This is a genomic window from Kribbella sp. NPDC051587 (assembly GCF_044453945.1).
GTDB lineage: Bacteria > Actinomycetota > Actinomycetes > Propionibacteriales > Kribbellaceae > Kribbella.
The window spans coordinates 30,197-54,027 of the sequence record NZ_JBITDE010000004.1; the positions used below are offsets into that span (position 1 = coordinate 30,197).

At 68.1% G+C, this 23,831-nt stretch carries 24 protein-coding genes; 9 read left to right on the plus strand and 15 right to left on the minus strand.

Going from position 1 to position 23,831, the window contains the following annotated elements; genetic code table 11:
- Positions 1-200 precede the first annotated feature (200 nt).
- Positions 201-1,730 carry an MFS transporter gene (locus ACIA49_RS15780; RefSeq protein ID WP_396377873.1) on the minus strand — a complete coding sequence of 510 codons (1,530 nt, stop codon included), beginning with the start codon at positions 1,728-1,730 and terminating at the stop codon, positions 201-203.
- A 50-nt stretch (positions 1,731-1,780) separates the two neighbouring features.
- On the opposite strand from ACIA49_RS15780, the gene ACIA49_RS15785 reads away from it, so the two are divergent.
- On the plus strand, positions 1,781-2,488 hold the full coding sequence (locus ACIA49_RS15785; protein ID WP_396377874.1) for a TetR/AcrR family transcriptional regulator: 708 nt from the start codon (positions 1,781-1,783) through the stop codon (positions 2,486-2,488).
- Between the two features lie 100 nt (positions 2,489-2,588).
- Positions 2,589-2,960 (plus strand): hypothetical protein, encoded by a 372-nt coding sequence (locus ACIA49_RS15790; RefSeq protein WP_396377875.1) that lies wholly within the window; start codon positions 2,589-2,591, stop codon positions 2,958-2,960.
- A gap of 106 nt (positions 2,961-3,066) precedes the next feature.
- Here ACIA49_RS15790 and ACIA49_RS15795 read toward each other — a convergent pair whose 3' ends face one another.
- The 4 genes from ACIA49_RS15795 to infC form a co-directional block, all read right to left on the minus strand.
- Positions 3,067-3,879 carry a TrmH family RNA methyltransferase gene (locus ACIA49_RS15795; protein ID WP_396377876.1) on the minus strand — a complete coding sequence of 271 codons (813 nt, stop codon included), beginning with the start codon at positions 3,877-3,879 and terminating at the stop codon, positions 3,067-3,069.
- 29 nt (positions 3,880-3,908) lie between these two features.
- Positions 3,909-4,295, minus strand: coding sequence for a 50S ribosomal protein L20 (gene rplT, locus ACIA49_RS15800; RefSeq protein WP_396377877.1), 387 nt, complete (start codon positions 4,293-4,295; stop codon positions 3,909-3,911).
- Between the two features lie 94 nt (positions 4,296-4,389).
- Entirely contained in the window at positions 4,390-4,584 is a 195-nt protein-coding gene (gene rpmI / locus ACIA49_RS15805) for a 50S ribosomal protein L35 (RefSeq protein ID WP_132169842.1), read from the minus strand.
- 85 nt (positions 4,585-4,669) lie between these two features.
- The gene (infC, locus tag ACIA49_RS15810; RefSeq protein ID WP_396377878.1) at positions 4,670-5,314 is read right to left on the minus strand and encodes a translation initiation factor IF-3; all 645 of its coding nucleotides are present in this window, start codon (positions 5,312-5,314) and stop codon (positions 4,670-4,672) included.
- Between the two features lie 358 nt (positions 5,315-5,672).
- Between infC and ACIA49_RS15815 the strand changes: the two genes are divergently transcribed.
- Positions 5,673-6,038 (plus strand): DUF1844 domain-containing protein, encoded by a 366-nt coding sequence (locus tag ACIA49_RS15815; protein WP_396377879.1) that lies wholly within the window; start codon positions 5,673-5,675, stop codon positions 6,036-6,038.
- Positions 6,039-6,056: 18 nt separating this feature from the next.
- On the opposite strand, the gene ACIA49_RS15820 is transcribed toward ACIA49_RS15815, so the two are convergent.
- The 6 genes from ACIA49_RS15820 to gabT all read right to left on the minus strand — a co-directional run bounded on the left by ACIA49_RS15820 (position 6,057) and on the right by gabT (position 14,662).
- The gene (locus ACIA49_RS15820; protein ID WP_396377880.1) at positions 6,057-7,259 is read right to left on the minus strand and encodes a JmjC domain-containing protein; all 1,203 of its coding nucleotides are present in this window, start codon (positions 7,257-7,259) and stop codon (positions 6,057-6,059) included.
- 11 nt (positions 7,260-7,270) lie between these two features.
- Positions 7,271-8,503 carry an MFS transporter gene (locus ACIA49_RS15825; RefSeq protein WP_396377881.1) on the minus strand — a complete coding sequence of 411 codons (1,233 nt, stop codon included), beginning with the start codon at positions 8,501-8,503 and terminating at the stop codon, positions 7,271-7,273.
- Entirely contained in the window at positions 8,500-9,051 is a 552-nt protein-coding gene (locus ACIA49_RS15830) for a flavoprotein (protein WP_396377882.1), read from the minus strand. The genes ACIA49_RS15825 and ACIA49_RS15830 overlap by 4 nt, the downstream gene beginning before the upstream one ends.
- Entirely contained in the window at positions 9,041-11,617 is a 2,577-nt protein-coding gene (gene lanKC / locus ACIA49_RS15835; RefSeq protein WP_396377883.1) for a class III lanthionine synthetase LanKC, read from the minus strand. The genes ACIA49_RS15830 and lanKC overlap by 11 nt, the downstream gene beginning before the upstream one ends.
- A 352-nt stretch (positions 11,618-11,969) precedes the next feature.
- Positions 11,970-13,343, minus strand: coding sequence for an NAD-dependent succinate-semialdehyde dehydrogenase (locus tag ACIA49_RS15840; protein WP_396377884.1), 1,374 nt, complete (start codon positions 13,341-13,343; stop codon positions 11,970-11,972).
- Positions 13,340-14,662, minus strand: a complete 1,323-nt coding sequence (gabT, locus tag ACIA49_RS15845; RefSeq protein WP_396377885.1) for a 4-aminobutyrate--2-oxoglutarate transaminase — start codon at positions 14,660-14,662, stop codon at positions 13,340-13,342. The genes ACIA49_RS15840 and gabT overlap by 4 nt, the downstream gene beginning before the upstream one ends.
- Before the next feature lie 74 nt (positions 14,663-14,736).
- Here gabT and ACIA49_RS15850 point away from each other — a divergent pair, with 74 nt between their 5' ends.
- A complete protein-coding gene (locus ACIA49_RS15850; RefSeq protein WP_396377886.1) occupies positions 14,737-15,609 on the plus strand; it encodes a LysR family transcriptional regulator in 873 nt (290 codons plus the stop codon).
- A gap of 79 nt (positions 15,610-15,688) precedes the next feature.
- Positions 15,689-16,429: a hypothetical protein gene (locus ACIA49_RS15855; protein ID WP_396377887.1), complete on the plus strand. Its 741-nt coding sequence runs from the start codon at positions 15,689-15,691 to the stop codon at positions 16,427-16,429.
- A 15-nt stretch (positions 16,430-16,444) separates the two neighbouring features.
- Here ACIA49_RS15855 and ACIA49_RS15860 read toward each other — a convergent pair whose 3' ends face one another.
- The 3 genes from ACIA49_RS15860 to ACIA49_RS15870 are packed head-to-tail and all read right to left on the minus strand — an operon-like array spanning position 16,445 to position 19,535.
- Positions 16,445-17,365, minus strand: a complete 921-nt coding sequence (locus ACIA49_RS15860; RefSeq protein WP_396377888.1) for a carbohydrate ABC transporter permease — start codon at positions 17,363-17,365, stop codon at positions 16,445-16,447.
- Positions 17,362-18,240, minus strand: coding sequence for a carbohydrate ABC transporter permease (locus ACIA49_RS15865; protein ID WP_391547111.1), 879 nt, complete (start codon positions 18,238-18,240; stop codon positions 17,362-17,364). The genes ACIA49_RS15860 and ACIA49_RS15865 overlap by 4 nt, the downstream gene beginning before the upstream one ends.
- The gene (locus ACIA49_RS15870; RefSeq protein ID WP_396377889.1) at positions 18,240-19,535 is read right to left on the minus strand and encodes an ABC transporter substrate-binding protein; all 1,296 of its coding nucleotides are present in this window, start codon (positions 19,533-19,535) and stop codon (positions 18,240-18,242) included. The genes ACIA49_RS15865 and ACIA49_RS15870 overlap by 1 nt, the downstream gene beginning before the upstream one ends.
- An 85-nt stretch (positions 19,536-19,620) precedes the next feature.
- Between ACIA49_RS15870 and ACIA49_RS15875 the strand changes: the two genes are divergently transcribed.
- On the plus strand, positions 19,621-20,637 hold the full coding sequence (locus ACIA49_RS15875) for a LacI family DNA-binding transcriptional regulator (protein ID WP_396377890.1): 1,017 nt from the start codon (positions 19,621-19,623) through the stop codon (positions 20,635-20,637).
- 39 nt (positions 20,638-20,676) lie between these two features.
- Positions 20,677-21,837: a glycosyl hydrolase gene (locus ACIA49_RS15880; protein ID WP_396377891.1), complete on the plus strand. Its 1,161-nt coding sequence runs from the start codon at positions 20,677-20,679 to the stop codon at positions 21,835-21,837.
- Here ACIA49_RS15880 and ACIA49_RS15885 read toward each other — a convergent pair.
- A complete protein-coding gene (locus ACIA49_RS15885) occupies positions 21,824-22,528 on the minus strand; it encodes a TetR/AcrR family transcriptional regulator (protein ID WP_396377892.1) in 705 nt (234 codons plus the stop codon). The genes ACIA49_RS15880 and ACIA49_RS15885 overlap by 14 nt on opposite strands.
- A 148-nt stretch (positions 22,529-22,676) precedes the next feature.
- Between ACIA49_RS15885 and ACIA49_RS15890 the strand changes: the two genes are divergently transcribed.
- Positions 22,677-23,087 (plus strand): DUF1707 domain-containing protein, encoded by a 411-nt coding sequence (locus tag ACIA49_RS15890; RefSeq protein WP_396377893.1) that lies wholly within the window; start codon positions 22,677-22,679, stop codon positions 23,085-23,087.
- Positions 23,084-23,824 carry an ABC transporter ATP-binding protein gene (locus ACIA49_RS15895; RefSeq protein WP_396377894.1) on the plus strand — a complete coding sequence of 247 codons (741 nt, stop codon included), beginning with the start codon at positions 23,084-23,086 and terminating at the stop codon, positions 23,822-23,824. The genes ACIA49_RS15890 and ACIA49_RS15895 overlap by 4 nt, the downstream gene beginning before the upstream one ends.
- The last annotated feature ends 7 nt before the right edge of the window (positions 23,825-23,831 follow it).

Genomic DNA, 23,831 nt, shown 5'->3' on the forward strand with positions numbered 1-23,831 from the left:
CTGTCCACAACCCGTCGCCCCGTCCCCCACGACCCGTCCCATCACCGTCGCACCCACCCGCCGTACCCACCCCGCCGTACCGACGCGCATTTGAACGGATATCCGCTCAATGTGCTGGTTCTCTGCCCGAATTTCGAGGGGAGAAGGGACAACTTGAGGGGAGATCCGTTCAAGTGGTCGGGCGGCGGAGCGGGCTGGGATCAGGAGTCGGGAGTGGACTCGGAGGGGGTGAGGGCGGGTTCGGGCGTCGCGGCGGTTCGGCCGGGGAGGACGGCGAGGGCGACTACTGCGCCGGCTAGGGCGCCGATGAGGCCTACGGTCATGGCGATGGTCATGGCGTCGGTGAACGCCGTACGGGCCGCTGCGGCGAACTCCGGGCCTAGGGCGAGGGTGTTGGCGATGGAGTCGCGGGCGGCGTCGGGGATCGCGTCCGGGAGGTTGGCGGAGTAGGCGGCGGCCAGGACACTGCCCAGTACGGCGACCGACAGGGCGCCGCCGGTTTGCTGGACGGTGTCGTTCATCGCGGAGCCGACGCCGCGGTGCTCGGCTGGGACGGCTTGCATCAGGAGTGTGTACGCCGCTGGGCCGGCGAGGCCTCCGCCGATGCCCATCACCATTAGACCCGCGATCAGTAGGCCGTAGCCCGTCGTACCGGAGACCTGGGACAGGATCGCGAACGCACCGGCGATAACGGCGAGGCCGATGGCGATCAGAGTGCGGTCGGTGAGCTTCTTGCCCAATGTCGCGCCGAGGACGTTGAAGACGGTCGCAGCGACGGCGTACGGGATGAGGGCCAGGCCGGCCTTCAGTGGGCTGTAGCCGAGGACGAACTGCAGGTACTGCGTGAGCGCGAGCATCAGACCGCCTGCGGTGAAGGACAGCAGCACGATCGAGAAGCTGGTCCCGCTGAACCGGCGGTCCTTGAACAGCGCGAGCGGAACCATCGGGTGCGCGCTACGCCTTTCCCACCAGGCGAAGGCCGTCAGCGCGACCACACCGACCGCCAGCCCGCCGAGCACCTCGGGCGAACCGAATCCGTTGGTGGGGATGGCGATGATCGCCCAGACCACCGACCCCATTCCGATGACGGTCAGTACGGCGCCGATCGGGTCGACGGTTCTGGCCGGGCCGCGGGATTCCGGGATCAGGGCGAGCGCGCCGATGATCGCCACGACGGCGATCGGGACGTTGAGCAGGAAGATCGAGCCCCACCAGAAGTGGTTCAGCAGGACGCCACCGACGGTCGGGCCGGCGATCACGCCGACCATCGCGACCATGGACCAGCCGGCCATCGCCTTGCGCTGCTCCTCCGGTGGGAAGACCGTGAAGAGCAGCGACAGCGTGCTCGGCATCAGCAGCGAGCCGCCGACGCCCATCAGCCCGCGGCAGAGGATCAGCTGCCACGGCGTCTCGGCGAGCGTGGCCAGCAGCGACGCGGCACCGAACAGGACCAGGCCGAGCAGCAGCATCTTCCGGCGACCGAAGCGGTCGGACAGACTGCCCGCGGTCAGCAGGAGGCCGGCGAAGGCCAGGATGTAGGCGTCGATCACCCATTGGATGTCGGCGGGCGTGGCCCCCAGATCGCGCATCAGCGACGGGATGGCCAGGTTGAGCACGGTGTTGTCGACGACAAGCACCATCAGGCTCAGGCACAGGATCAGCAGGATCCACCAGCGGCGGGGATGCCCGGCGGTCTCTGCGGCGGTTGACTCGAACGGTGTACTAGTCACTCGCACACTGTACGACACAACTCGCACAGTGTTCCAGTAGAATGTTCCTCGTGAAGGAATCGATCTGGACGCGGCAGCAGAAGGCCGGCCCGGCACGCGAGACGCTCACCCGGGAGCAGATCGTCCGGACGGCGATGGAGACCCTCGACGCCGAAGGGCTCGCCGGTCTGAGCATGCGCAAGCTGGCGGCCAAGCTCGACGCCGGCGCGACCAGTCTCTACTGGCACGTCCCGACCAAGGACGACCTGATCGACCTGCTCATCGACCAGGTCTGGGGCGAGATCGACATCCCCGACCCCGGGTTGGCCGGCTGGCGCTCCGGTCTCCTGCTCTACGCGCACAGCCTGCGCGCGACGCTGCTGCGGCACCCCTGGCTGTCCGAGGTGATGTACACCCGGCCGAGCATGGGCCCGAACGCGATGCGGATGGGTACCCGCGGCCTGGCTCTGATCGGCGCGGCCGGCATCACCGGCCGCAACGCCGACTTCGCCCTCGGCACCGTGATGTCGTTCGTCTTCGGCAACGCCGGAGGAGAGGTCGCCACCCGCGAGATGGCCCGCCGCGCCAGCCAGTCGGTCGACCAGCTCGCCACCCAGGTCCTCGACTACACCGAGGCCATCGCCGATCCGACCATGCAGGAGTCCGCCCGCCGCCGCGCCACCGGCGACATCGACGCCATGTTCCACGACTCCTTCACCTACGGCCTCGAGATCGTCCTGGAAGGCATCGCCACCCGCACCCCCCATCACACGGAGTAATCACTTCGTCAACCTCTTCAATGACGACAGAAAGTCACCAGTGGTGACCTGTTGTGGTCGGCATCCTGTGCGGACTGTCATCCGACGCGAAGGAGCGACCATGACGATCAAACGCTGGGGTAGCATCGCCGCCGCACTCGCACTGGGAGTCACCGGGGCCGGGGTTGCCGCCACCCAGGCCTGGGCCAGCAACTCGAGCAGCAACCGTTGTATCTCGGTGTTCGTGGAGTACGTGACGCAGGGCGACGGCAGCAAGTACGTGTACTGGGCCGAGTCACGCAACATCTGCGGCGCGTTCCCCGGGCACTTCCAGACGGCCGGTGTCAACGGCGCGGACACCAACCCGATCCAGACCCAGCGGGTGTACTTCAATCGCGTACTCCCCCGCGGCAGCTGCGTCCAGGGCATCGCCTGGAAGAACAACGGCGGCCAGTGGAGCGATGTCGGCAACACCTGCACCGTGATCGCCTGACCTGCGGAGTCCGGCGCCGGCATCCACCGGCGCCGGGCTTGGCTAGCGGGTGAGGCCGAACCAGGGGGCCTTGGCCAGCTCAGTGGACAGCAGCCGAACTATGCGGTCAGCGACGCTGGGCGCGGGCTGAGGCGTAGAGGCAGACGGCGGCGGCGGTGGCGAGGTTGAGGGACTCGGCGCGGCCGTAGATGGGGACCTTGACGGAGTGGTCGACGAAGGCGTCGAAGCCGTCGGGGAGGCCGTGGGCCTCGTTGCCGAACAGCCAGACGGTGGGCTTGGCGAGGGTTCCGTCATCGATGCAGGTGTCGAGGTCGGTGGTGCCGTAGCCGTCGGCGGCGAGGACCTGGAGGCCTTGGGCGCGCCAGGCGGTGGCGGCGGCGGGGAGGTCGGCGTCGACGGTGATCGGCAGGTGGAAGATGCTGCCGACGCTGGCCCGGACGGCCTTCGGGTTGTGCGGGTCGACGGACTCTGTCGACAGTACGACGGCATCCGCGCCGGCGGCGTCCGCCGTACGGATGAGGGTGCCGACGTTGCCGGGGTCCCTGACTTGGAAGCCCGCAGCCACCAGGCGGGCGGTCGGGAGGACCGCCTGCTCCAGCGAGACGTCGACGAGTGAGCAGACCGCGACGACACCTTGGGAGGTGACGGTTTCGCTCAGTGCTTCGACGCCGGCCCGGTCGACGTCGTACCAGGGCACGTCGGCCGCGGCGGCCAGGTCGCGGAGATCGCGATGGCGGGTGGCGACGGTGGGTTCGGCGTACACCTCGAGGACGAGCTCGCGATGCTCGAGGGCTTCGCGGACCGCCTGCGGGCCTTCGGCCAGGAAGCGGCCGGTCTTGCGACGGAACGCGCGAGTGGCGAGCCGCCGGGCCTGCTTGATCCGCACGGATTGCGCGGTCAGCAGACCAGGGCTCGCCACTCGAGTGCTACGGCTGGAGACGGTGATGCTCAGGCCGAGACGGCCGGCGCGTTGACGTCGGCCGGCAGGGCGGCCTTGGCCACCTGCACCAGCGCGGAGAACGCGGCCGGGTCGTGCACGGCGAGGTCGGCGAGGATCTTGCGGTCCACCTCGACCTCGGCCAGGCGCAGACCCTGGATGAAACGGTTGTACGTCAGGTCCTCGGCGCGGACCGCAGCGTTGATGCGCTGGATCCACAGCTTGCGGAAGTCGCCCTTGCGCGCCTTGCGGTCACGGTAGGCGTAGACGAGCGAGTGGGTGACCTGCTCCTTGGCCTTGCGGTACAGCCGCGAGCGCTGGCCGCGGTAACCGCTGGCCTGCTCGAGTACGACCCGGCGCTTCTTGTGGGCGTTGACTGCCCGCTTCACGCGTGCCATGAGGTGTTACTCCTTGGTTCTGCGCCGCGACCGTGCTGGCCGGTACGGCGGATGTTCGGGGGGAAGGGCCACGAGGCCCCGCGAGGCGGGAGCCTCAGATGCCGAGCAGCTTCTTGGCCTTCTTGGCGAACGACGGCGCGACCTCGACCGTGCCGCTCAGCCGGCGCTTGCGCTTCGACGACTTCGCCTCGGCGAGGTGGCGGACACCGGTCTGCTCGCGGCGCAGCTTGCCCGAGCCCGTGACGCGGACGCGCTTCTTCATCCCCGAGTGGGTCTTCATCTTCGGCATGGCTAATGAACTCCTGAATTGTTCTTTCGTTGACTCGAACTCGGTGAGTGGTGCTCCGGCAGCGCACCGCGGCCGGAGCGATCCGTCACTCCGGGTCGAGGTTGTCTGCCGGACCCTTCGGCTTCTTCGTGGCGCCGGCGGCGATCTCGGCCTCGTGCGCCGCGACCTGCTCGGCGCGCTCGATCCGCTCGGCCTCGACCTCGGCCTCACGCTCGGCGACCTTCTTGGCCTTCTCGGCGTCCACGTCCACGCGCGCCTCGGACTTCTTCTTGTGCGGTCCGAGCACCATGATCATGTTCCGGCCGTCCTGGCGGGCGTTCGACTCCACGAAGCCGAGCTCGCTGACGTCCTCGGCCAGCCGCTGCAGGAGCCGGAAGCCGAGCTCCGGGCGCGACTGCTCGCGACCACGGAACATGATGGTGATCTTCACCTTGTCACCGGCACGCAGGAACCGGACGACGTGACCCTTCTTGGTCTCGTAGTCGTGCGGGTCGATCTTCGGCCGCAGCTTCATCTCTTTGATGACGGTGTTGGTCTGGTTCCGGCGGGACTCGCGCGCCTTCTGCGCGGTCTCGTACTTGTACTTGCCGAAATCCATCAGCTTGCAGACCGGCGGGCGTGCCGTGGCCGCAACCTCGACCAGGTCGAGATCGGCTTCCTGTGCCAACCGCAGTGCGTCTTCGATCCGGACGATGCCTACCTGCTCACCGTTCGGTCCGACCAGTCGCACCTCGGGAACGCGGATGCGCTCGTTGACGCGCAGTTCAATGGTGATGGGTCCTCCTGGGTTGTTCTGATTCCGGTACCACCTCTTCGCCGCTCGAGGTCTCCTCGAGAAACGACGAAGGCCTCCGTGCGACTAACACACGAAGGCCCAATTCCCTGATCAACAACTCACCAACCACAACTACTGCTGGTACGCCGTACGATCGCCGAGACCGGAGTCTCGGCGTGACCGGGACCCGCCGACTGTGCATCGACTGGGTGGGAGGTGGCCCTCCGCTTAGGATCCAACCATCGGCGCTCCTCGGGTATTCCACCCAGGGGGCACCAACGGACCGGATCGGTCGCCGTGTAACAGTAACACCATGACCGACGACATCTCCACTCCGCAGCCTGCAACCGCCTCCCGCGACATCGCGGAGGTCCCCAGCGTGGAGATTATCTCGACGGCCGCCCTGCACCTGCTGAGCGCCGCCGCCGTCAACCTCGGCCTGGCCGAGGACCTGCCCGAGCACAAGGACCTCGACGAGGCCCGCTCGCTGATCGACGCCCTGGCCGGCCTGCTCGACGCCGCCGCTCCGTCCCTGGGTCACCACCACGCCGCTCCGCTCCGCGACGGTCTCCGGTCCCTGCAGCTCGCCTTCAAGGAAGCCTCCAGCATCCCCGACGAGCCCGGGGCCGGCCCCGGCGAGAAGTACACCGGGGCCGTTTACCCCTCCGCTGCCCGCTGACGCGAGCTGTCTGCTGACTCAGACGCGGATGGCGAGACCGGTGCGCAGCAGGAGACTGACGAGCTCCAGCGCTTCGGTCTCAGCGAGTTCGAGGGACTGTCCCGTCCAGGGGTTTGAGGAGTCGGCGGCGAGGAGATCGGCGACTACTCGGGCGGGGGCGTCCTCGAACTCGACCATGGAGTCGCCGAGGTGGACCCGGAGCCGGCCGGCGGCCGTCCAGTCCACGCCGGCGGCCGATTCGGCGACCGTACGGACCTGCGTATCCAGAGTCGGCGCAGGCAGGAAGTTGTCCATCGGGTGCCGGGCGGACTCCAGTGAGAACCGCCGGTAGGTGTCAGCCAGCTCGGAGTTGTCGGCCGGCTGCTCGGACAGCGCGCTGAAGTACTCGGCCAGCAGCTTGGTGGTCGTCGCCAGTGCCTCGGCGCGCAGCTCGGCAGAGCGGCCGAAGCCCCAAGGGAGCTCCGCCCGGAAGGCACGCTCCGAGCCGAGCGCCCGGATGAGTTCACCAGCAAGCCAGTACGGCGTCAGCGTGGGAAACGAGAAGCTGACGTGCAGCGAGTGGTCGTCAGTGGCAAACCCGTTGTGGATCCAGCCGCGCGGAATCCACAGGCTGTCACCGGGCTGCAGAGTGACCTCCAGGTACGGCGTACCGGTGCGGAGGCGGTCCCACTCGGCCTCGGTCACCTTGGAGCCGTCCCAAGGCTGGTGCTCCAGTGGGTCGTTGTAGACCGGCGCATGCAGCTGCCAGGTCTTGCTGCCGGCCGTCTGCACGATCAGCACGGAGTGGGTGTCGTAGTGGTGCGCGAAACCCTGGCTACCGGACGGCGTGAGGTACGCGTTCGCGCTGATCGGCAGTCCGGTCTCGTGGCTGAGCCGACGGCACAGATCGCCGATCGGCTTCCACGTGCGGTGCAGTGACTCCAGCACTGTGGTCGCACCAGCGCCGATATACGCCGATACCTTCGTCGTCCGCACCACGTCCGCGAAGCCGGGCTGGATCGGCTGGCCGGCCCACGTGTACGCCGCGGGTGCGACCCGCTGACCGTCCTTGACCATGCTCACCATCTGGCGCTGCAGCGAGCCGTGGTCGATCAGTTCACCCACTGCGTCGAGGCCGAAGTCCAGCGTCGAGGTACCGCGCCAGGCGACCGCCTCGGTCGGCGGGTGGTCCAGGAAGTCGACCGCATCCGGAATCAGGCTGGACAGGGCTTCAGTACGCATGACAGGTCTCCTCACACCACGAGCGGACGGGATGCCACCGGTTGAGGTGACAGTTGGACCCGGACCGGCCGGGCCAGAGTGAACAGGACGGCACCTGCCAGCAGTGCGGCCATCACGCCGTACGCCGGTCCTGGGCCGTGGTACTGCATGAGCCAGCCCATGACGAGGGTGCTGACCGGGTAGAACAGTGAGCCGACGAGCGTCATGGTGCTCTGAGCCCGCGCCATCATCGAGTCGTCGATGACGTCGTAGACCTGGGCGGTCATCGCGATGATCAGCACCGGTGCGGTCGCGCCCAGCAGCGCCAAAGCGCCAACCACGACAGGCATCGACGGTACGACGGCCACTGCCGTGACGGCCCCGGCCACCACCAGACCGCCAACCACCACGGCCCGGAACGCACCTGTCGCCACGAGCTTCGGTGCGATGAGTGATCCGAGCAGAGCGCCCGCAGCAACGACTGCGGACATCGCACCGATCACCTGGGCCGGCGTCTTGAGGCTGACCAGCATCGGCACCATGCCGAAGAACGCTGCGGCGGTGGCGAAGTTCAGTACGGCGGACCAGATCGTGAGCGTCCGCAGGAAGGGCTGGGTGAACACGTACCGCAGACCGGACCACATGTCCGTGGTGAGCCGTTCCTGGGACGCATGGCGACCGCCGAGACCAGCGGAGATCTTGAACACCAGATAGGTGCACAGCACGAACGTGACCGCGTTGATCGCAAAGGGGATCCAGTGCGCGACGGCGTACAGTCCGCCCCCGACCGCGGGGCCCAGCAGACTGGCGGCGTACGAGCGAGATTCGTTGAGGGACACGGCTTTGGTGATGTCGTCCGGCCGGACCAGATGCCTTAGTGCGGCGGCCAGCGACGGGTTGTAGATCGAGCTGACCAGTCCGTCGACCACTCCGACGATCACGAGCGGCCAGACCGAACCGACGCCGACAAAGACCGCTACCGCCAGCACCGCCCACAGGACAGCGCGGATGAGGTCGACCAGGATCATCACTCGCCGCCGGTCCCAGCGGTCGGCCAAGGCACCGGCTGGGAGCCGGGCCACGTTCAGCACGATCAGCCGGACCGTGAGCAACGCACCGGCCCACAAGGCCGACCCGGTCAGGTCGAGCACCAACAGCGGGATGCACACGTCACTGACGCGCGCACCCAGCGCAGTCAGCGCCTGTCCCCACCAGAACCGGCTGAAGTCCCGGTTGTCACGCAGCAACTCGGTCCGCGAAGTCATGCCGCGACCAGATTCCGCCACTGCGCAGCGATGACTGCGGCGGTTCGCACCGGAGCCGGCATCGCCTTGCTGGGCTCGAATTCACCACTCCACAGCGTCAGTACTTCGGTGTCTTCCGGCGACACCACGACGACGTCCTGCTCGCGGAGTGAGCGGACTGCCTGCTGCGTGGTGCGCGCCTGCCACATCCGCGGGTTCATATGGGGGAACATGATGCGTGGCGCCGGAGTGGCCAGCATCGCGGTCAGTGCGGGCGACGACGCCAGTCCGAGTGCAGCTGAGACCAGGAAGTTCGCAGAGCACGGAGCCACCACGAAAAGCCTTGCCCGGTTGGCGAAAGCGACCGGGTTGACCACAGGTCCGTGCGGCTCGATCACCTCGTCGGCGATCAGCGCGACCGCCGACGGCTGCACGAACGTCAGTGACGAGTGCGTGAGCATCACCGACAGCGGTCCGCTCACCTCACGACGCCAGTGCGCCAGGTGTGAGGGCAGGTCCAGTGCAGCACTCGCACCGGTGCACACGACGGCCAGACGATCACCCGGCATGGCTCAACACCCCCGCCGGCCGTGCAAACCGTACGTCGAGGGTGTCCCCGCCGTTCTGCAACCGGTGCAGCGTCATCGCGACACCGGCACTACCGGAGGCAACGTCGCAGCTCTGCCGCATCAGGCCGTCACCAGGGAAGCCGGTCCCCGACTCGTCCTCACAGCGCAGTGCGGTGATCTGCTCGACCAGTCGGCCGATCGTCACGTCCAGAGCGGCCGCATCATCCGGCAACGCCGCCTTGGCCTCGAGCAGGAACTCGATCAGCCCGCTCATGCCGGCGAAGTACCCGGGGTTCACCGTGAACGGCATCCCCACACCCCGCACGATCGACCAGAGCGGATCGACCAGCGTCTCGTCTCCCGTCAGTCGCAGGTGATGCGCCACGGCGAGACCGACGCCCGAGCCCCCACGAACGACGTACGGCTCGAAGGGTGAGCTGCCGGTGTAGGCGCCGAAGCCGATGCCACCGTTGAACCGCGGCCGTCCCTGTGCGAGGTCGAAGCCCAGCGCACGCCGTCCCATCTTCACCAGGAACGAGTCGTCCGTAGCGACTCCCAGTTCAGTCAGGTACGTCGCCACACCCGCCGAACCATGGAGGAGTCCGAGCGGATGCGGATCCGCCTGCTGCCACCACAAGCCGGTGCCGTCATCAGATGCACGGTCAATCAGCCGGTCCGCGATCGCCCGGGCGTGGTCGAGGTGACGCTGATCCCCCGTGAGCCGGTGCGCGTACAGTTGCGCCACACCGACACCTGCGAGCCCCGTCGCCAGACCGCCTCGCTTGTCACCGCTCAGCGCCTCGGTTGTCGCACCGGCGAGCAGACCGCGGTCGTCGAGACCCAGCTCCAGCAGTGCGAGTCCGATCCCCGCGCGACCGACGTACAGGCCCATCGGTAGCGGGCGGTTCTCGTCGAGCCGCGCCAACAGCCAGTCCGTGCACGCTGCGTCCACTGATTCATCCAGCAGGTGCAGTGCGCGCAGTACGCCGGCCGCGCCGTACGCGAGCGAGAGCGTGTTGCTCTGGAACTGCTCCGGGTGCCCCGGGAACAACCTGTCCCGCCGCTCCGGAGTCGCCGCGTTCCGCAACCCCCGAACCACCTCCGCCAAAACGCCAACGTCCGAAGAAGCGGAGGGCGTGGTCAGCGTGTTTTCGGACGCTACGGGGAGGTCGAGGCGGTCTTGGAGGCCGTTGAGCGGTACGTCGAGCTGACGGGCGGTGACCGCAAGGGCCCGGCTGAACACCTCAGGGCGGAAGGCGAGCAGGGCGTTGCGGGGCATCACCGTGGCAGCTTCGATCGCGTCGACGCCGTACGCGACGTACGCCGCGTCACTCCCCCAGGCGGCGGTTCCCGGCTCGGGGGCGAACCCACTGGTGCGTGGGTACTGCGCAGGGTCCGATCCGACCGGGCGGCAGGCCTCGAAGTCGACCAGCCGTACGACGTCGTCATCGTCGATCATGATGTTCGTGAGCGACACGTCGGAGTAGACGATGCCGCGCTCCAGACAGGTGGCCAGTGCGGTCCGGATCTGCTCCAGAATCGCCTGTGCACGTGCCGGGTAGGTCGGGTCCGGCTTGCCAACAGCAAACGGGTGATTGCGGGACAGCCAGACCTGCATGGTGATTCCGGGCACCTTGGACTGCACCAGGAAGGTGTGCTCCCACACCGTCACCAGCTCTACGCCGTCAGGCGCGATACCGGTGCCGGCCAGTTGCTTGAGGTAGTCGTACTCCCGCCACAACCGGTCCGGCGCGTCTGATCCGTCTGGCGCGAAGGCGGTGTGCGGACGCGCCTCCTTGAGCACGTACTCCGCCCCGTCCGGACCGGTCGCCAGGTAGACCCCGCCAGCCGGTGAGTGCCGCAGTACCGACTTGATCTTGTAGCGCTTGAGCAGACCGGTCGGGTCAGCGTCTTCTGCCTCAGCCGGTACGGCGAACGGGTCGTCGGCGACCCAGGACGGCAGGGTGAACGTGGGGGTGCGTGAGTCGTTCCACGGCTTACCGTCCGGGCCGGTGACCACGCTGATCGGGTAGCCGTCGTCGTCGACGCCCGGGGGCTTGCGGAAGGTGCCGTAGCGGTACTGCACCACGTCGCTGCCCGGGTACCGGCGGTCGGTCAGAATGTGTGAGCCTTGGAGGTCGCCGAGCCGTACGCTCAGGCGGTCGGCCAGCTCGCGGGCGTGCTCCTCGGACAGCGGGTAGATCGTCACCGCCTTGCCGGCGCCACCGCGCGACCACCAGCGCGCCACTTGCGCCAGTCCGAGCTCCGGGGAGCGGATGACCTTGAAGCTGAACGAGTCGACCAGGTACTCGTCGATCACTGCGTGCATGAGTGTGGCCAGGTCGTCCGGCCGTGCTGAGAGGTGCAGCTTCCAGCCGTACTCCGGCAGCTCGGTGAGCGGCCGGTCCAGGCAGCGGGCCCAGATGCCGACGCCGTCGAGCACTGCGGCCTTCTCGCCGACCCGCTCGCGCAGGAGCTCCAGGAATGCGCCCGGTTCGGAAGACCGCTCGACGCGGTCGTAGTACTGCGGGTCACTGATCGTGTAGGCCCGGAACGAGTCGATCATCGGCACTGCTCCCCTTCGGTAGACAGACGAAGGGGGGCCTGGGCCGACTCGGCACAGGCCCCCTGGATCGCGAAGGTCAGCAGTTGTAGCTGACGCCCGAGCCGTCGGTGTGCAGCACCGGGCTGGTGGTGTTCTCCTCGGACAGGATCTGCAGGTCGAGAACCTCAGCCATGATTTTCTCCTTCGGTCAGGAACCGTCTCCGGCTCCTTGGGGCGGTAGGCCGGTCGGCCTTCCCGATAGCCAGAAGTCAACCGCTTCTGGCCGGCCCCCACATGGGTCGCGACCACCCATATTCCCGAGCCCCGTACGTACGCCCCCACCGGCTGTGGAATATGGGTAGCGCCAACCTATTTACGGCCAATCGATGCTCAGGTACTGCGTCTCCTGGTACTCACGGAGGCCGTCGCGAGCGCCTTCGCGGCCCAGCCCGCTCTGCTTGACGCCGCCGAACGGCGCGGACGGATCGCTGACCAGACCGCGGTTCACGCCGACCATCCCGACATCAAGCGCTTCGCTGATCCGGATCGCCCGGCCGAGCTCACCGGCGTACACGTAGCCGGCCAGTCCGTACTCCGATTCGTTGACCCTGGCAACGAGTTCGTCGTCGTCGGACCAGGTGGCGATGGAGGCCACCGGCCCGAAGATCTCCTCGGTGAACAACGTCGAGTCGTCGGGCACGTCCCGCAGGACCGTCGGCGGATAGAAGTGACCAGCAGCAGCCGGTACGGCGGCCTGGTGCGTCACGCGGGCACCGGCCGCGACGGCTTCGTCGACGACCGAGGTGACCCGCCGGACCGCGGCGGCCGAGATCAGCGGACCGATCTGCGCACCCTGCAAATAGGGGCCGACAGCAAGCTTCTCAACCTCCCGCCCGAACAGTTCGGTGAACCGATCGGCGACCGCGGTGTGCACGTAGAACCGGTTGGCCGCCGTACAGGCCTGGCCGCCGTTGCGGAACTTCGCGATCATCGCGCCCGCGACCGCCTGTTCGAGGTCGGCGTCCTCGGTGACCACGAACGGCGCGTTGCCGCCGAGCTCCATCGCGGTCACGACGACCCGGTCGGCCGCCTGCCGCAGCAGCGTCTTGCCGACCGCCGTCGACCCGGTGAACGAGATCACTCGCACCCGGGCATCAGCCAGCCAGTTGGACACCACACCGGCCGCATCGGTGGTCGTGACGACGTTGAGCACACCCGCCGGAACGCCCGCTTCCGTCAGCAGGTCGGCGATCGCGAGCGCGGTCAGCGGGGTCTCCGCCGCGGGCTTGAGCACCGCCGTACAGCCTGCTGCCAACGCGGGAGCGATCTTGCGGGTGGCCATGGCGGCGGGGAAGTTCCACGGCGTCACGAGTGCTGCGACACCGATCGGTTTGGCGGTGACGATCGTCCGGACGCCACCGGCCGGAGCGGAGCCGTAGTCACCACCTGGGCGGACCGCCTCCTCGGCGTACCAGCGAAAGAACTCCGCGGCGTAGCCGACCTCAGCCAGGGCGTCCGCCTCGGATTTGCCGTTCTCCAGACTGATGAGTTCGGCCAGCCGGGAACGGTCACGCAGCATCAGCTCGAAGGTCTTGTGCAAGATCTCAGAACGGCGCCGCGGTGCCGTCTGACGCCAAGCAGGGAAGGCGTTCGCGGCCGCGTCGACAGCAGCGGTCGCGTCAGCCGGCGTACCGTCGGGGACCTCGCCGACGACAGTCAGGTCGGCCGGGTTGAGAACCTTGATCATGAGATCTCCCGCAGCGACGCGACGACGATCTCGAGGGCCTCGACCAGCAGCTCGTCGCTGATCGTCAACGGCGGCAGGAAGCGCAGCACGTTGCCGTAGGTACCGCACGTCAGCACGATGATTCCTTGCTGATGGCAAGCAGTCGCGACCGCTTTCGCCAGCTCCGGGGCCGGTTCCGTCGTACCGGCCTGAACCAGCTCGACCGCGATCATCGCGCCCCGGCCGCGGAGGTCGCCGATCCGGTCGTCCTCCTTCTGGGCCAGCTCGAGCCGCGGCTTGATCACCTGCTCGATCTGCCGCGCGCGCTCGACGAGTCCGTCGGCCTCGATCGTCTCGATCGCCGCCAGCGCGGCCGCACACGCCAGCGGGTTGCCGCCGTACGTGCCACCCAGACCGCCGACCTGGGGCGCGTCCATGATCTCGGCCCGGCCGGTCACCGCCGACAACGGCAGACCGCCCGCGATCCCCTTCGCGGTCGCGACCAGATCCGGTACGACGCCCTCGTGGTTGCTGGCGAAGAAGTCGCCGGTCCGCGCGAACCCGCTCTGCACCTCATCGGCCACGAAGACCGCGCCGTTGGCCCGGCACCACTCAGCCAGCGCCGGGAGGAACCCGGGCGCCGGCTCGACGAAGCCGCCCTCACCCTGGATCGGCTCGATCACCACGGCCGCGACCTCGGTCCCGCCGACCTGCTTCTCGATGATGTCGAGCGCCCGGGCCGCGGCGGTCGCGCCGTCCAGCCCGCCGTCGCGGTACGGGTACGAGACGGGCGCGCGGTAGACCTCGGCCGCGAACGGGCCGAAGCCGCGCTTGTACGGCTGGTTCTTGGCGGTCATCGCCAGCGTCAGGTTGGTCCGGCCGTGGTAGGCGTGATCGAAGACGACGACGGCCTGGCGACCGGTGTAGGCGCGGGCGATCTTGACCGCGTTCTCGACGGCCTCGGCACCGGAGTTGAACAGCGCGGTGCGCTTCTCGTGGTCGCCCGGGGTCAGCCGGTTGAGCGCCTCGGCGACGGCGACATAGCCCTCGTACGGCGTGATCATGAAGCAGGTATGAGTGAACGCGTCGACCTGGTTCTTGACCGCCTCGACGACTCGCGGCGCCCGGCCGCCGACCGTGGTGACCGCGATCCCGGACCCGAGATCGATCAACTGGTTGCCGTCGGCATCGATCACGACCCCGCCGTCCGCGGCCACCGCGAAGACCGGCAGCGTGGTGCCGACCCCGGCCGCCACCGCCGACTGTTTGCGCGCCATCAGCCCGGCCGAGATCGGCCCGGGAATCGCTGTCTTCAGAATGCGTCGCTGTTCGATCGTCATCCTTCCAGTCTTCGGCGGCGACTCTATGCTGTCCAATACTTGTCCTGCACGATCTGCATGCCTGGGAGTTCTAGATGGAGCTGCGTACGCTGCGGTACTTCGTGCAGACCGTCGACGCCGGCACGGTCACCGCAGCAGCCGACCGTTTGCACATCACCCAGCCCGGACTGTCCCGGCAGCTTCGCCAACTCGAACAGGAGCTGGGCGTCGAGCTCTTCCACCGCACTGGCGGCCGCCTGACGCCCACCCGAGCCGGCCAAGCGCTGCTCCCGCTGGCTGTCGAGGTGCTGGAGCGGGCGGACGCTCTGCGGGTCGCTGCTACCTACCAGGCGCAAGGCCGGCTCGACCGGATCACCATCGGCGCTCCCCTGACGACGCTGCGGGATGTGGTCGCACCGTTCATCGCGACTCTGGACGCCGACGACCCAACGCCCGAGGTGTTCCAGGCCGACGGTCAGACCGCCGCCGAGGTGCTGGGACGCGGTGCCGACTTGGCCATGACCAGTACACCGGCCAGAGCGCCGTACGAGACGAAGACGCTCGCTGTGCTCCCGGTGTGGGCCTGCGTGCCCAGCAACCACCGATGGGCCCACCGCAAACGCATCCAGCTGACCGAACTGACCGACGTACCGCTGATCCTCCCGCCGCCGGCCTTCACCTCACGCATCTCCCTGGAGGCCGCCCTTCGCCGAGACGGCCTCTCGTACGGCGCCGCCGTGGAGGCCGCCGACGGCACAGTCGCCCAAGCACTCGCAGCCGCCGGCCGCGGGGTCGCCGTCGTCTCCGACGACCCCCAATTCGACCTGCGCCCCCTACCGATCCGCACCACCGACGGCGACCTGTCCGTCCGCCTCATCACCGCCTGGGACTCCCGCCACCCAGCACGAGCCGCCCTGGCCGCCATAGCCGACCGCCTCAGCCAGTTCGTCGCTACGCGGTACGGCTAGGTGAAACGCCCGGCGTTGCCCTCTTGCACATCTAAGGTCGGCAACGAACAACCAGTCGGGCGGTACGAGAGGGTAGAAAATGACGGGAAGATTCGTTGTGGCAGTGGTCACTGCTGGGCTGTTGCTGACGGCTTGCGGAGGCGGCAACGACGCTCCGGGCGGAGATGTCCAGGCCGGGCAGGGAACAGCGACAGTTGAGCCCAGCTCGCAGCCATCGAGCCCGACGGCGACCCCCACGGCGACCGCGTCGGCCAAGCCGACGGATGGGGTCGCGGTGAAGGAGGTCGGGTTCGGAAAGTCCGGTGAATTCGTGACCGCGGTCGCGGTCATCCACAACGGCACCGACCAGATCTCGTCGCTACAGGTCAGCTTCGCCGCGTACGACGCGGCCGGCGAAGTCCTCGGCCAGCAAGAGACCTCCGCACCGATCGCGCGGGCCAACGCGACCGTCGCGACCACCGTGCCGATCGAGATCAAGTCGGGCACGGTCGCCAAGGTCACCGCCGAGGTGACCATCCTGGACAAGCAGAAGGACGAGCACCCGTCATCGGCGTTCGTTGCCTCCGGCATCCGCTACCGGCCGGGCGACGTCAACTCCTCGGTGACCGCGAAGATCGCCAGCCGCTACACCCAGGACGTCAAGGACGCCTACGTGGCGGCGGTCTGCCGGGACGCGAAGGGCAGGATCGTCGCGGGCGGGGAGGACTACTACAACGTCAAGGGCGGCGGCTCCACCGCGGTCGAGGTACCGGTCTCCGGCGCCGCTGCGAAGTCCTGCGAGCTCTACCCGACCCTCGGCGGCGCCAGCTCAACGAGCTAGGCGCCGCCGGCGGGGTCAGCCCTTGACGGCACCTTCTTCGACGCCCTTGAAGAAGAAGCGCTGGCAGACGGCGAAGACGATCACGATCGGGATGAACGCGATCATGGTGCCGGCTGCGATCAGGCGCGGGTTGTTGCTGAAGGTGCCGGACAGGTACTGCAGACCGACGGTCAGGGTGTACTTGTCGGGGTCGGTGAGGACGATCAGCGGCCAGAGGAAGTCGTCCCAGGCGCCGATGAACGCGAAGATCGCGACGACGCTGATGGTGCCGCGCACTGACGGCAGTCCGATGAAGACGAACCGCTGCCAGGCGTTGGCGCCGTCGACGATCGCGGCCTGGTCGACCTCGATCGGCAGGGACCGGAACGCGTTGTACATCAGCAGGACGTTCAGCGCGCCGATCATGCCGGGCAGGGCGACACCGAAGAGCGTGTTCGCCAGGCCGAACTCCCGGACCGTCACGTACTGCGAAATGATCGTGACCTCACCCGGCAGCACCAAGGTCGCCAGGAACAGACCGAGCACCAGCTTGCGGCCCTTGAACTGCAACCGCGAGATCGCGAACCCGGCCAGGGACGCGCCGATGATGTTGCCGCCGACCACCAGTACGGCGACCACGAGCGAGTTCCGCGCGTAGTCCCAGACCGGGATCGTGTCGGCCACGGCCTTGTAGTGATCGAACGTGGGTTGGGACGGCAGCAGCCGTGGGATCCGGGTGTAGATGTCCTCGCCGGAACCCTTGAGCGAGGTCGACAGCTGCCAGAGGAACGGCCCGATCGTGATCAGCAGCACGACGACGAGCAGGATGTACCTGGTCACCTTCTCCCGCGGCGACACGGTGTTGAACCCGAAAGCCCCGCTCCGCCCGCGCTTGCTCGGCGTACCGGGCTGGTCAGGAAGCGCGATCGGCCGCGCCGGGTCGGTCACTGTGCTCATGCCTCGGCTCCTTGGCGGTTGAGACGGGCCAGGACCAGCATCGGGACGACGGTGACGAAGAACAGCACGATCGACAGGGCCGAGGCGTAGCCGAGGTTGCCCTCGAAACCCTGGCTGTACTGCTGGATCAGCATCACGACGGAGTTGTCGCGACCGCCGGGGCCGCCCTTGCCACCGCTCAGGATGAACAGCTCCGAGAAGACCCGCAGTGCCGAGACCGAGATCAGGATCGAGATCAGGATCATCGTGCCGCGGACGCCGGGGATCGTGATGTGGATGAACCGCCGGATCGGGCTGGCGCCGTCGACCGCCGCGGCCTCGTGCAGCTCCCGGCCGACGTTCCCGAGGGCGGCCAGGTAGATGATCATGTAGTACCCGAGCCCCTTCCAGATCGTCAGACTGATGGCACTGAGCAACAACAGCCACTGGTCGGACAGGAACGGCAGCGGCCCGGAGATCACGCCGAGCTTCTCGGCCAGGCCGTTGACCAGACCGCGATCGTCGAGGATCCACTGCCAGATCAGCGCGACGACGACCGCCGACGCGACGACCGGCGTGTAGAACGCCGTCCGGAAGAAGGTGATCCCGGGCAGCTTCTTCTCCACCAGTACGGCGAGCAGCAGCGGGAAGATGGTCAGGAACGGCAGGCAGACCACCATGTAGATGACGCTGTTCAGCAACGCCCAGCGCAGCTGCTCGTCGTGCAGCAGGGTCTCGAAGTTCTTCAGGCCGACGAACGTGCCACCGCCGAGCGGCTTGGCGTTGGTGAACGACAGGATCACCGTGTTGATCGAGGGCCAGAGGTTGAAGACCAGCAACCACGTGAGTGCTGGAATCACCAGCACCCACGGGGTGAACCATCGCTGATAACGCATTACTGGGTGAGCAGCTGGTTGGCCTTGGCGACGGCGGCGTCGAGGGCCTGCTGCGAGGAGATCTTGCCGGAGATCGCGAGTGAGATCTGCTGGCCGATGAAGTCGTTGGTGGCACCGCTGATGATCGCCGGCGTCAGCGACTTCGCCTTGGCCAGCGACTCGAAGGCGAGCACCTTCGCGTCGGACTCCGGCGTGCCGTCGCTCTTGGAGAAGTACGGGTCGGAGGCCGAGGCCTTGGTGGACGGGAAGATGTTCACGATCTTCGCGAACGCGGCCTGGTTCTCGGCGTTGGTGACGAAGCGGGCCAGCGCGATCGCGGCCGCCTGGTTCTTGGTCTTGGCCGAGACCGACAGCCCCTGCACGTACAGCGGCGGGGTGTCGAGCGCGGGCGACGGGACGATCTTGCCCTTCAGCGACGGGTTGTCCTTGGTGAAGTCCTGGATCGCGTTGCCGCCACCGGTGGTCCAGGCGACCTTGCCCTGGGTGAAGAGCTTGGAGTTGCCCAGGTACTCCTGGGTCAGGATGTCGCGCGGCAGGTAGCCGGCCTTGTAGGCGTCGCGGTACTTGTCCAGCAGCGCGGCGGCCTCGGGGGTGTTGAAGGTGAACTTCTTGCCGTCGTCGGAGATGATCTTGACGCCCGCGTTGGTCAGGTCACCGATGCCGGGCAGCCGGCTCATCAGGTATTCCTTGCCACCGGTCTTGTCGTGCATCACCTTGGCGGCCGCGAGCAGCTCGTCGAAGGTCTTCGGCGGGTTCTTCACGTCCAGACCGGCCGCGGCGAACTTGTCCGCGTTCCAGTAGTCGATGTCGGTGTTCAGGTACCACGGGTAGCCGAACGTGCCGTTCAGGCCCTGGTACTGGTACGCCTGGACACCGCCCTCGACGTACTCGTCCTTGATCTTCGGGTCGGCCGCGGCGACGTCGAGCAGCAGGCTCTGCTTGGCCAGCGGCAGCGCGAAGTCCGGCGGCAGGTTGACCACGTCGGGCAGGTCGCCGGCCGAGGCCTGGCTGAGCACCTTCTTGTCGTAACCGTCACCAGGCTGGTCCAGCCAGGTCACCTTGGTGCCCGGGTACTTCGCCTCGAAGGCCTTGATCACCCCTTCGACGTACGAGGTGAACTTCGGCTTCAGGGCCCAGGTCTGCAGGGAGACCGCGCCGGTCACCTGGGCATCCGCGCCGACGGTCGGCTTGGCGCCGCCGTCGCCGGAATCGCCGGACGAGCCGAGGCCGCAGCCGGCCAGGGTGAGTGCCGAGGCGGCGACCAGCGCCACCAGCGCCGAGCGGCGTCTACGCATGGGGATTCTCCAGGGTTTGATAAACCGGTATAGCTCCCGAACTATTCACATCGTAGAATCCGCTGTCAAGAGTGAGGAGGTGACCGTGGCCAGACCGACGATTGCAGACATCGCGCAGCGAGCGGGCGTGTCCAAGGGTGCGGTGTCGTTCGCGCTGAACGGGCGGCCCGGCGTCAGCGAGGCGACCCGGGAGCGGATCCTGCGGATCGCCGAGCAGATGGCGTGGCGGCCGCACAGTGCCGCGCGGGCGCTGGGGGCGTCGCGGGTCGACTCGGTCGGGATGGTGATCGCCCGCCCGGCGCGCACGCTCGGCGTCGAGCCGTTCTTCGCGCACCTGCTGTCCGGGGTGCAGTCGGGGCTGTCCGCGGAATCGATCTCGCTGCAGTTGCTGATCGTCGAGGACACCGAGGCCGAGGTCGAGGTGTACAAACGCTGGTCCTCCGAACACCGCGTGGACGGCGTGATCCTGGTCGACCTGACCGTGCGCGACCCCCGGATCGACGCCTTGAAGGCGCTCGAGCTGCCGGCCGTGGTGATCGGCGGCCGCGGCGGCAAGGGCGCGCTCGCCTCCGTCTGGGCCGACGACCGGGACGCGATGCTGACCATCGTCGAGTACCTGGCCGCGCTCGGCCACCGCCGCATCGCCCACGTCGCCGGTACGCCGGTCTTCCAGCACACGCAGCGACGAATCCGAGCGGTGCGTGATGCCGCCCCGCGGCTCGGGCTGATCGACGCGCCGTCGCTGACCACCGACTTCAGCGATGCCGAGGGCGCCGCGACCACCCGCCGGCTGCTCGCCCAGGCGGATCGCCCGACCGCGATCGTCTACGACAGCGACGTGATGGCGGTCGCCGGGCTCGGGGTCGCGATGGAGATGGGCGTCTCGGTCCCCGGCGACCTGTCGATCGTGGCCTTCGACGACTCGATCCTGACCCAGCTGATGCACCCGGCCCTGACCGCGATGTCCCGTGACACCTTCGACTTCGGCCGCCAGGCCGCCGAGGTGCTGCTCTCGGTCATCGCCGACCCCGACACGATGATCAACCGACGCACCGCCGACCCCGTCCTCACCGTCCGCGAGTCCACCGCTCCCCCGGCCTGATGTTGCTCGGGGTCCCTAAACCGTTTTAGCATCGTCGGCATGGCCTCGGATCCCCGCTTCGGCGCGAACTACGTTCCTTCGAGCGGCTGGTTCTACAGCTGGCTCGACTACGACGGTGCCGCCGTCCGACGGGACTTCGCGGATCTGGCCGGGTTGGGTCTCGACCATGTCCGGGTCTTCCCGGTCTGGCCGTGGATCCAGCCGAACCGGGCCATTCTGCGCGAGCGGGCGATCGAGGATCTGCTGGACACGGTGGATGCCGCCGCGGAACACGGACTGTCGGTCGCGGTCGACCTCATCCAGGGTCATCTGTCCAGCTTCGACTTCCTGCCGTCGTGGGTGCTCACCTGGCACAAGGCCAGCCTGTTCGAGGACACCACGGTCCGGGACGGCCTGACGGCGTACGTCGACACCGTGGCGCGGGCGGTCGCCGAGAAGCCGAACCTGTTCGCGATCACGCTCGGGAACGAGGTGAACAACCTCTGGCCGGACAGCCCGACCACGCCCGGGGCGTCGACCGCGTGGGCCTCCGAGCTGCTCGACACCGTGCGGAAGGCCGCGCCCGACGTACTGGCGCTGCATTCGGTGTTCGACGACGCCTGGTACAAGTCTGATCATCCGTTCCTGCCGACCGACGCGGTGGATCTCGGCGATCTCAGTACGGTCCACTCCTGGGTGTTCAACGGGGTCTCGCGAGTGGACGGGCCGATGGGTCCGGCGACGCTCAGCCATGCCGACTACCTGGTCGAGCTCGCGGCTGCGACGTCGCTGGATCCGTCCCGGCCGGTGTGGTTGCAGGAGGTCGGCGTACCGGGTCCTGATATCCCCGTCGACCTCCAGGCCGAGTTCACCCGGCGGACGGTTGAGCACGTACTGCCGAACCCGGCCCTGTACGGCGTGACGTGGTGGTCGTCGCATGACATCGACCGGCGGCTGCTGGACTTCCCGGACCGCGAGTACGACCTGGGCTTGTTCACTGTCGACCACGAGCGCAAGCCGGCCGCGCAGGCGCTGGCTGACGTCATCGCGTCAGTGCGGACCAACGGCGTACCGGCTGAGCCCGCTGTCACCACGCTGACCGCTCCGGTCAACCTGCGCACTGCACCGGAGCGCCGTACGGAAGTTGCCCCCGGCAGCGACTTCCACCTCCAGTGGGTCGCCGCACGGGCTGAGGGACCGGTCCGGATCACTCTGCCTTGACCAGGGCCTCGATGCCGTCGAGGGTGCGGGCCAGGCCGAACTCCAGGTCGTCGTCGAGTCCGTCTTCGTACTCCTGGTTGGTATAGAGGGCGACCAGCATCGGGTAGTTGCCTTCGATGAGTCTGGGGACCAGGAAGGCGCCGACCTGCTCAGCTTGCACCGGTACGTCGTCACTCGCGCCGAGCTGGCGAGCCAGGTTGGCGTAGTTACGGGCGAAGCCGTCGAGCAGCATCAGGCAGCCCAGCGCGTCATGCTGACTCAGCTTCGTCTCGGCGAACGCCTGCAGCATCACCTCGGCCCAGCGCATCACGTTCGGCGTGATGGGCGCGCCACGGATCGGTACGTCGAGCAGCCACGGGCGGTCGGCGTACCGGGCAACGAGCGCGTACACCCAGGCGGTGGCGGCGTTGCGCCAGCCGGCGGGTAGCTCCGGCGGGCCGCCGAGCGCCTTGTCGTGGACGAGCACGATCAGCTCGTCCTTGGAGCGCACGTAGCGGTACATCGCGTTCGTGGTGACGCCGAGCTGCGCCGCGATCTTCTGCAGCGAGACCGCCTCGAACCCGGCCGTGTCGCCGAACTCGATCCCGGTCGCGACGATCTGGTCGATCGACAGCCCCGGTTTCGGCCCGCGCCGCTGCACGGGCTGGACGCCCCAGGCCAGCGCCAGACCGGGTGGCAGCTCTGCACTCATGCCCCCATCTTCGCGCACTTCCGCTACCGGCAGAGGGGAGCTAGCTCCACCTCCGAGAGGCAACCTCGCCCCCTGGGGCCGAGAACTGTTCAATCCATACGCTGTTTCACAGACGAACTCCTCCTCCTGGAAAGCGTGGGTACCCCTGATGAACACCGTTCTCGATCCGCTGTTGCTCCCCGACCAGATCGCCCTCACCGAGGCCGACCGCCGCTCGGCCACCACCAAATTGGACAACGCCGTACGGCGTGGCGCCCTGACCCCGCCCGAGGCCAGTGACCGGCAGTCGCTGCTGCTGTACGCCCAGACCCGCGGTGACCTCCGACAGGTCCTGGCCGGAGTGGCGGATGCGACTCCGCCGCGAGCGCTGACTGTGGCGCTGCGGGCCTTCACCGGCATCTGGCTGGTCGCCTGCGTCGTGCAGTTCGTGGTCTGGGCGGCCCTGGCCGTGTTCGGCCACTTCGACGGACCCTGGTGGCTCTGGTCCGACCTCGGACTCGGCATGGTCGTCGGCATCCTGTGGTGGACGCACGAGTCGTACCACCGGGTCAGCCGGTGAACGCGCCGGTTCAGCTCACGGACGTCCGCAAGGTCTACGGCACCGGCCCCGGCGCGGTGACTGCGCTGGGCGGTGTCACCTACGGATTCGCGGAGGGCTCCTTCACCGCGGTGATGGGGCCGTCCGGGTCCGGCAAGAGCACCCTGCTGCACTGCGCGGCCGGTCTGGACTCACCGTCCTCCGGTTCGGTCCACCTGGCCGGACGGCCGCTGGCGGGGCTCGATGAGACCCGGCTGACCGAGCTGCGGCGTGAGCACGTCGCCTTCGTCTTCCAGTCCTTCAACCTGATGCCCGCGCTGACCGTGCGCCAGAACGTCGTACTGCCGCTCACTCTGGCTGGGAAGTCCCCGGACGAGGCGTGGGTGAGCTCGGTGATCTCCCGCGTCGGTCTGGCCGAGCGGGTCAGCCACCGTCCGAGTGAGCTGTCGGGTGGTCAGCAGCAGCGGGTGGCCATCGCCCGCGCGCTGGCTGGGCGTGCAGCCATCACTTTCGCTGACGAGCCGACCGGTGCGCTGGACACCGTGACCGCGCTGGAGGTCCTGGCGCTTCTGCGGGACCAGGCGCGAGCACTCGGCCAGACCATCGTCATGGTCACTCATGACCCGGTCGCTGCGTCGTACGCCGATCGCGTGGTCTTCCTGGTCGACGGCCACATCGTCTCCGAGTCACAGCGCCCCACCGCCGAGTCGGTAGCCGCCGAACTAGCCCATCTCAGCCTCTCCCCCGCAACGCCCTGACCCATCG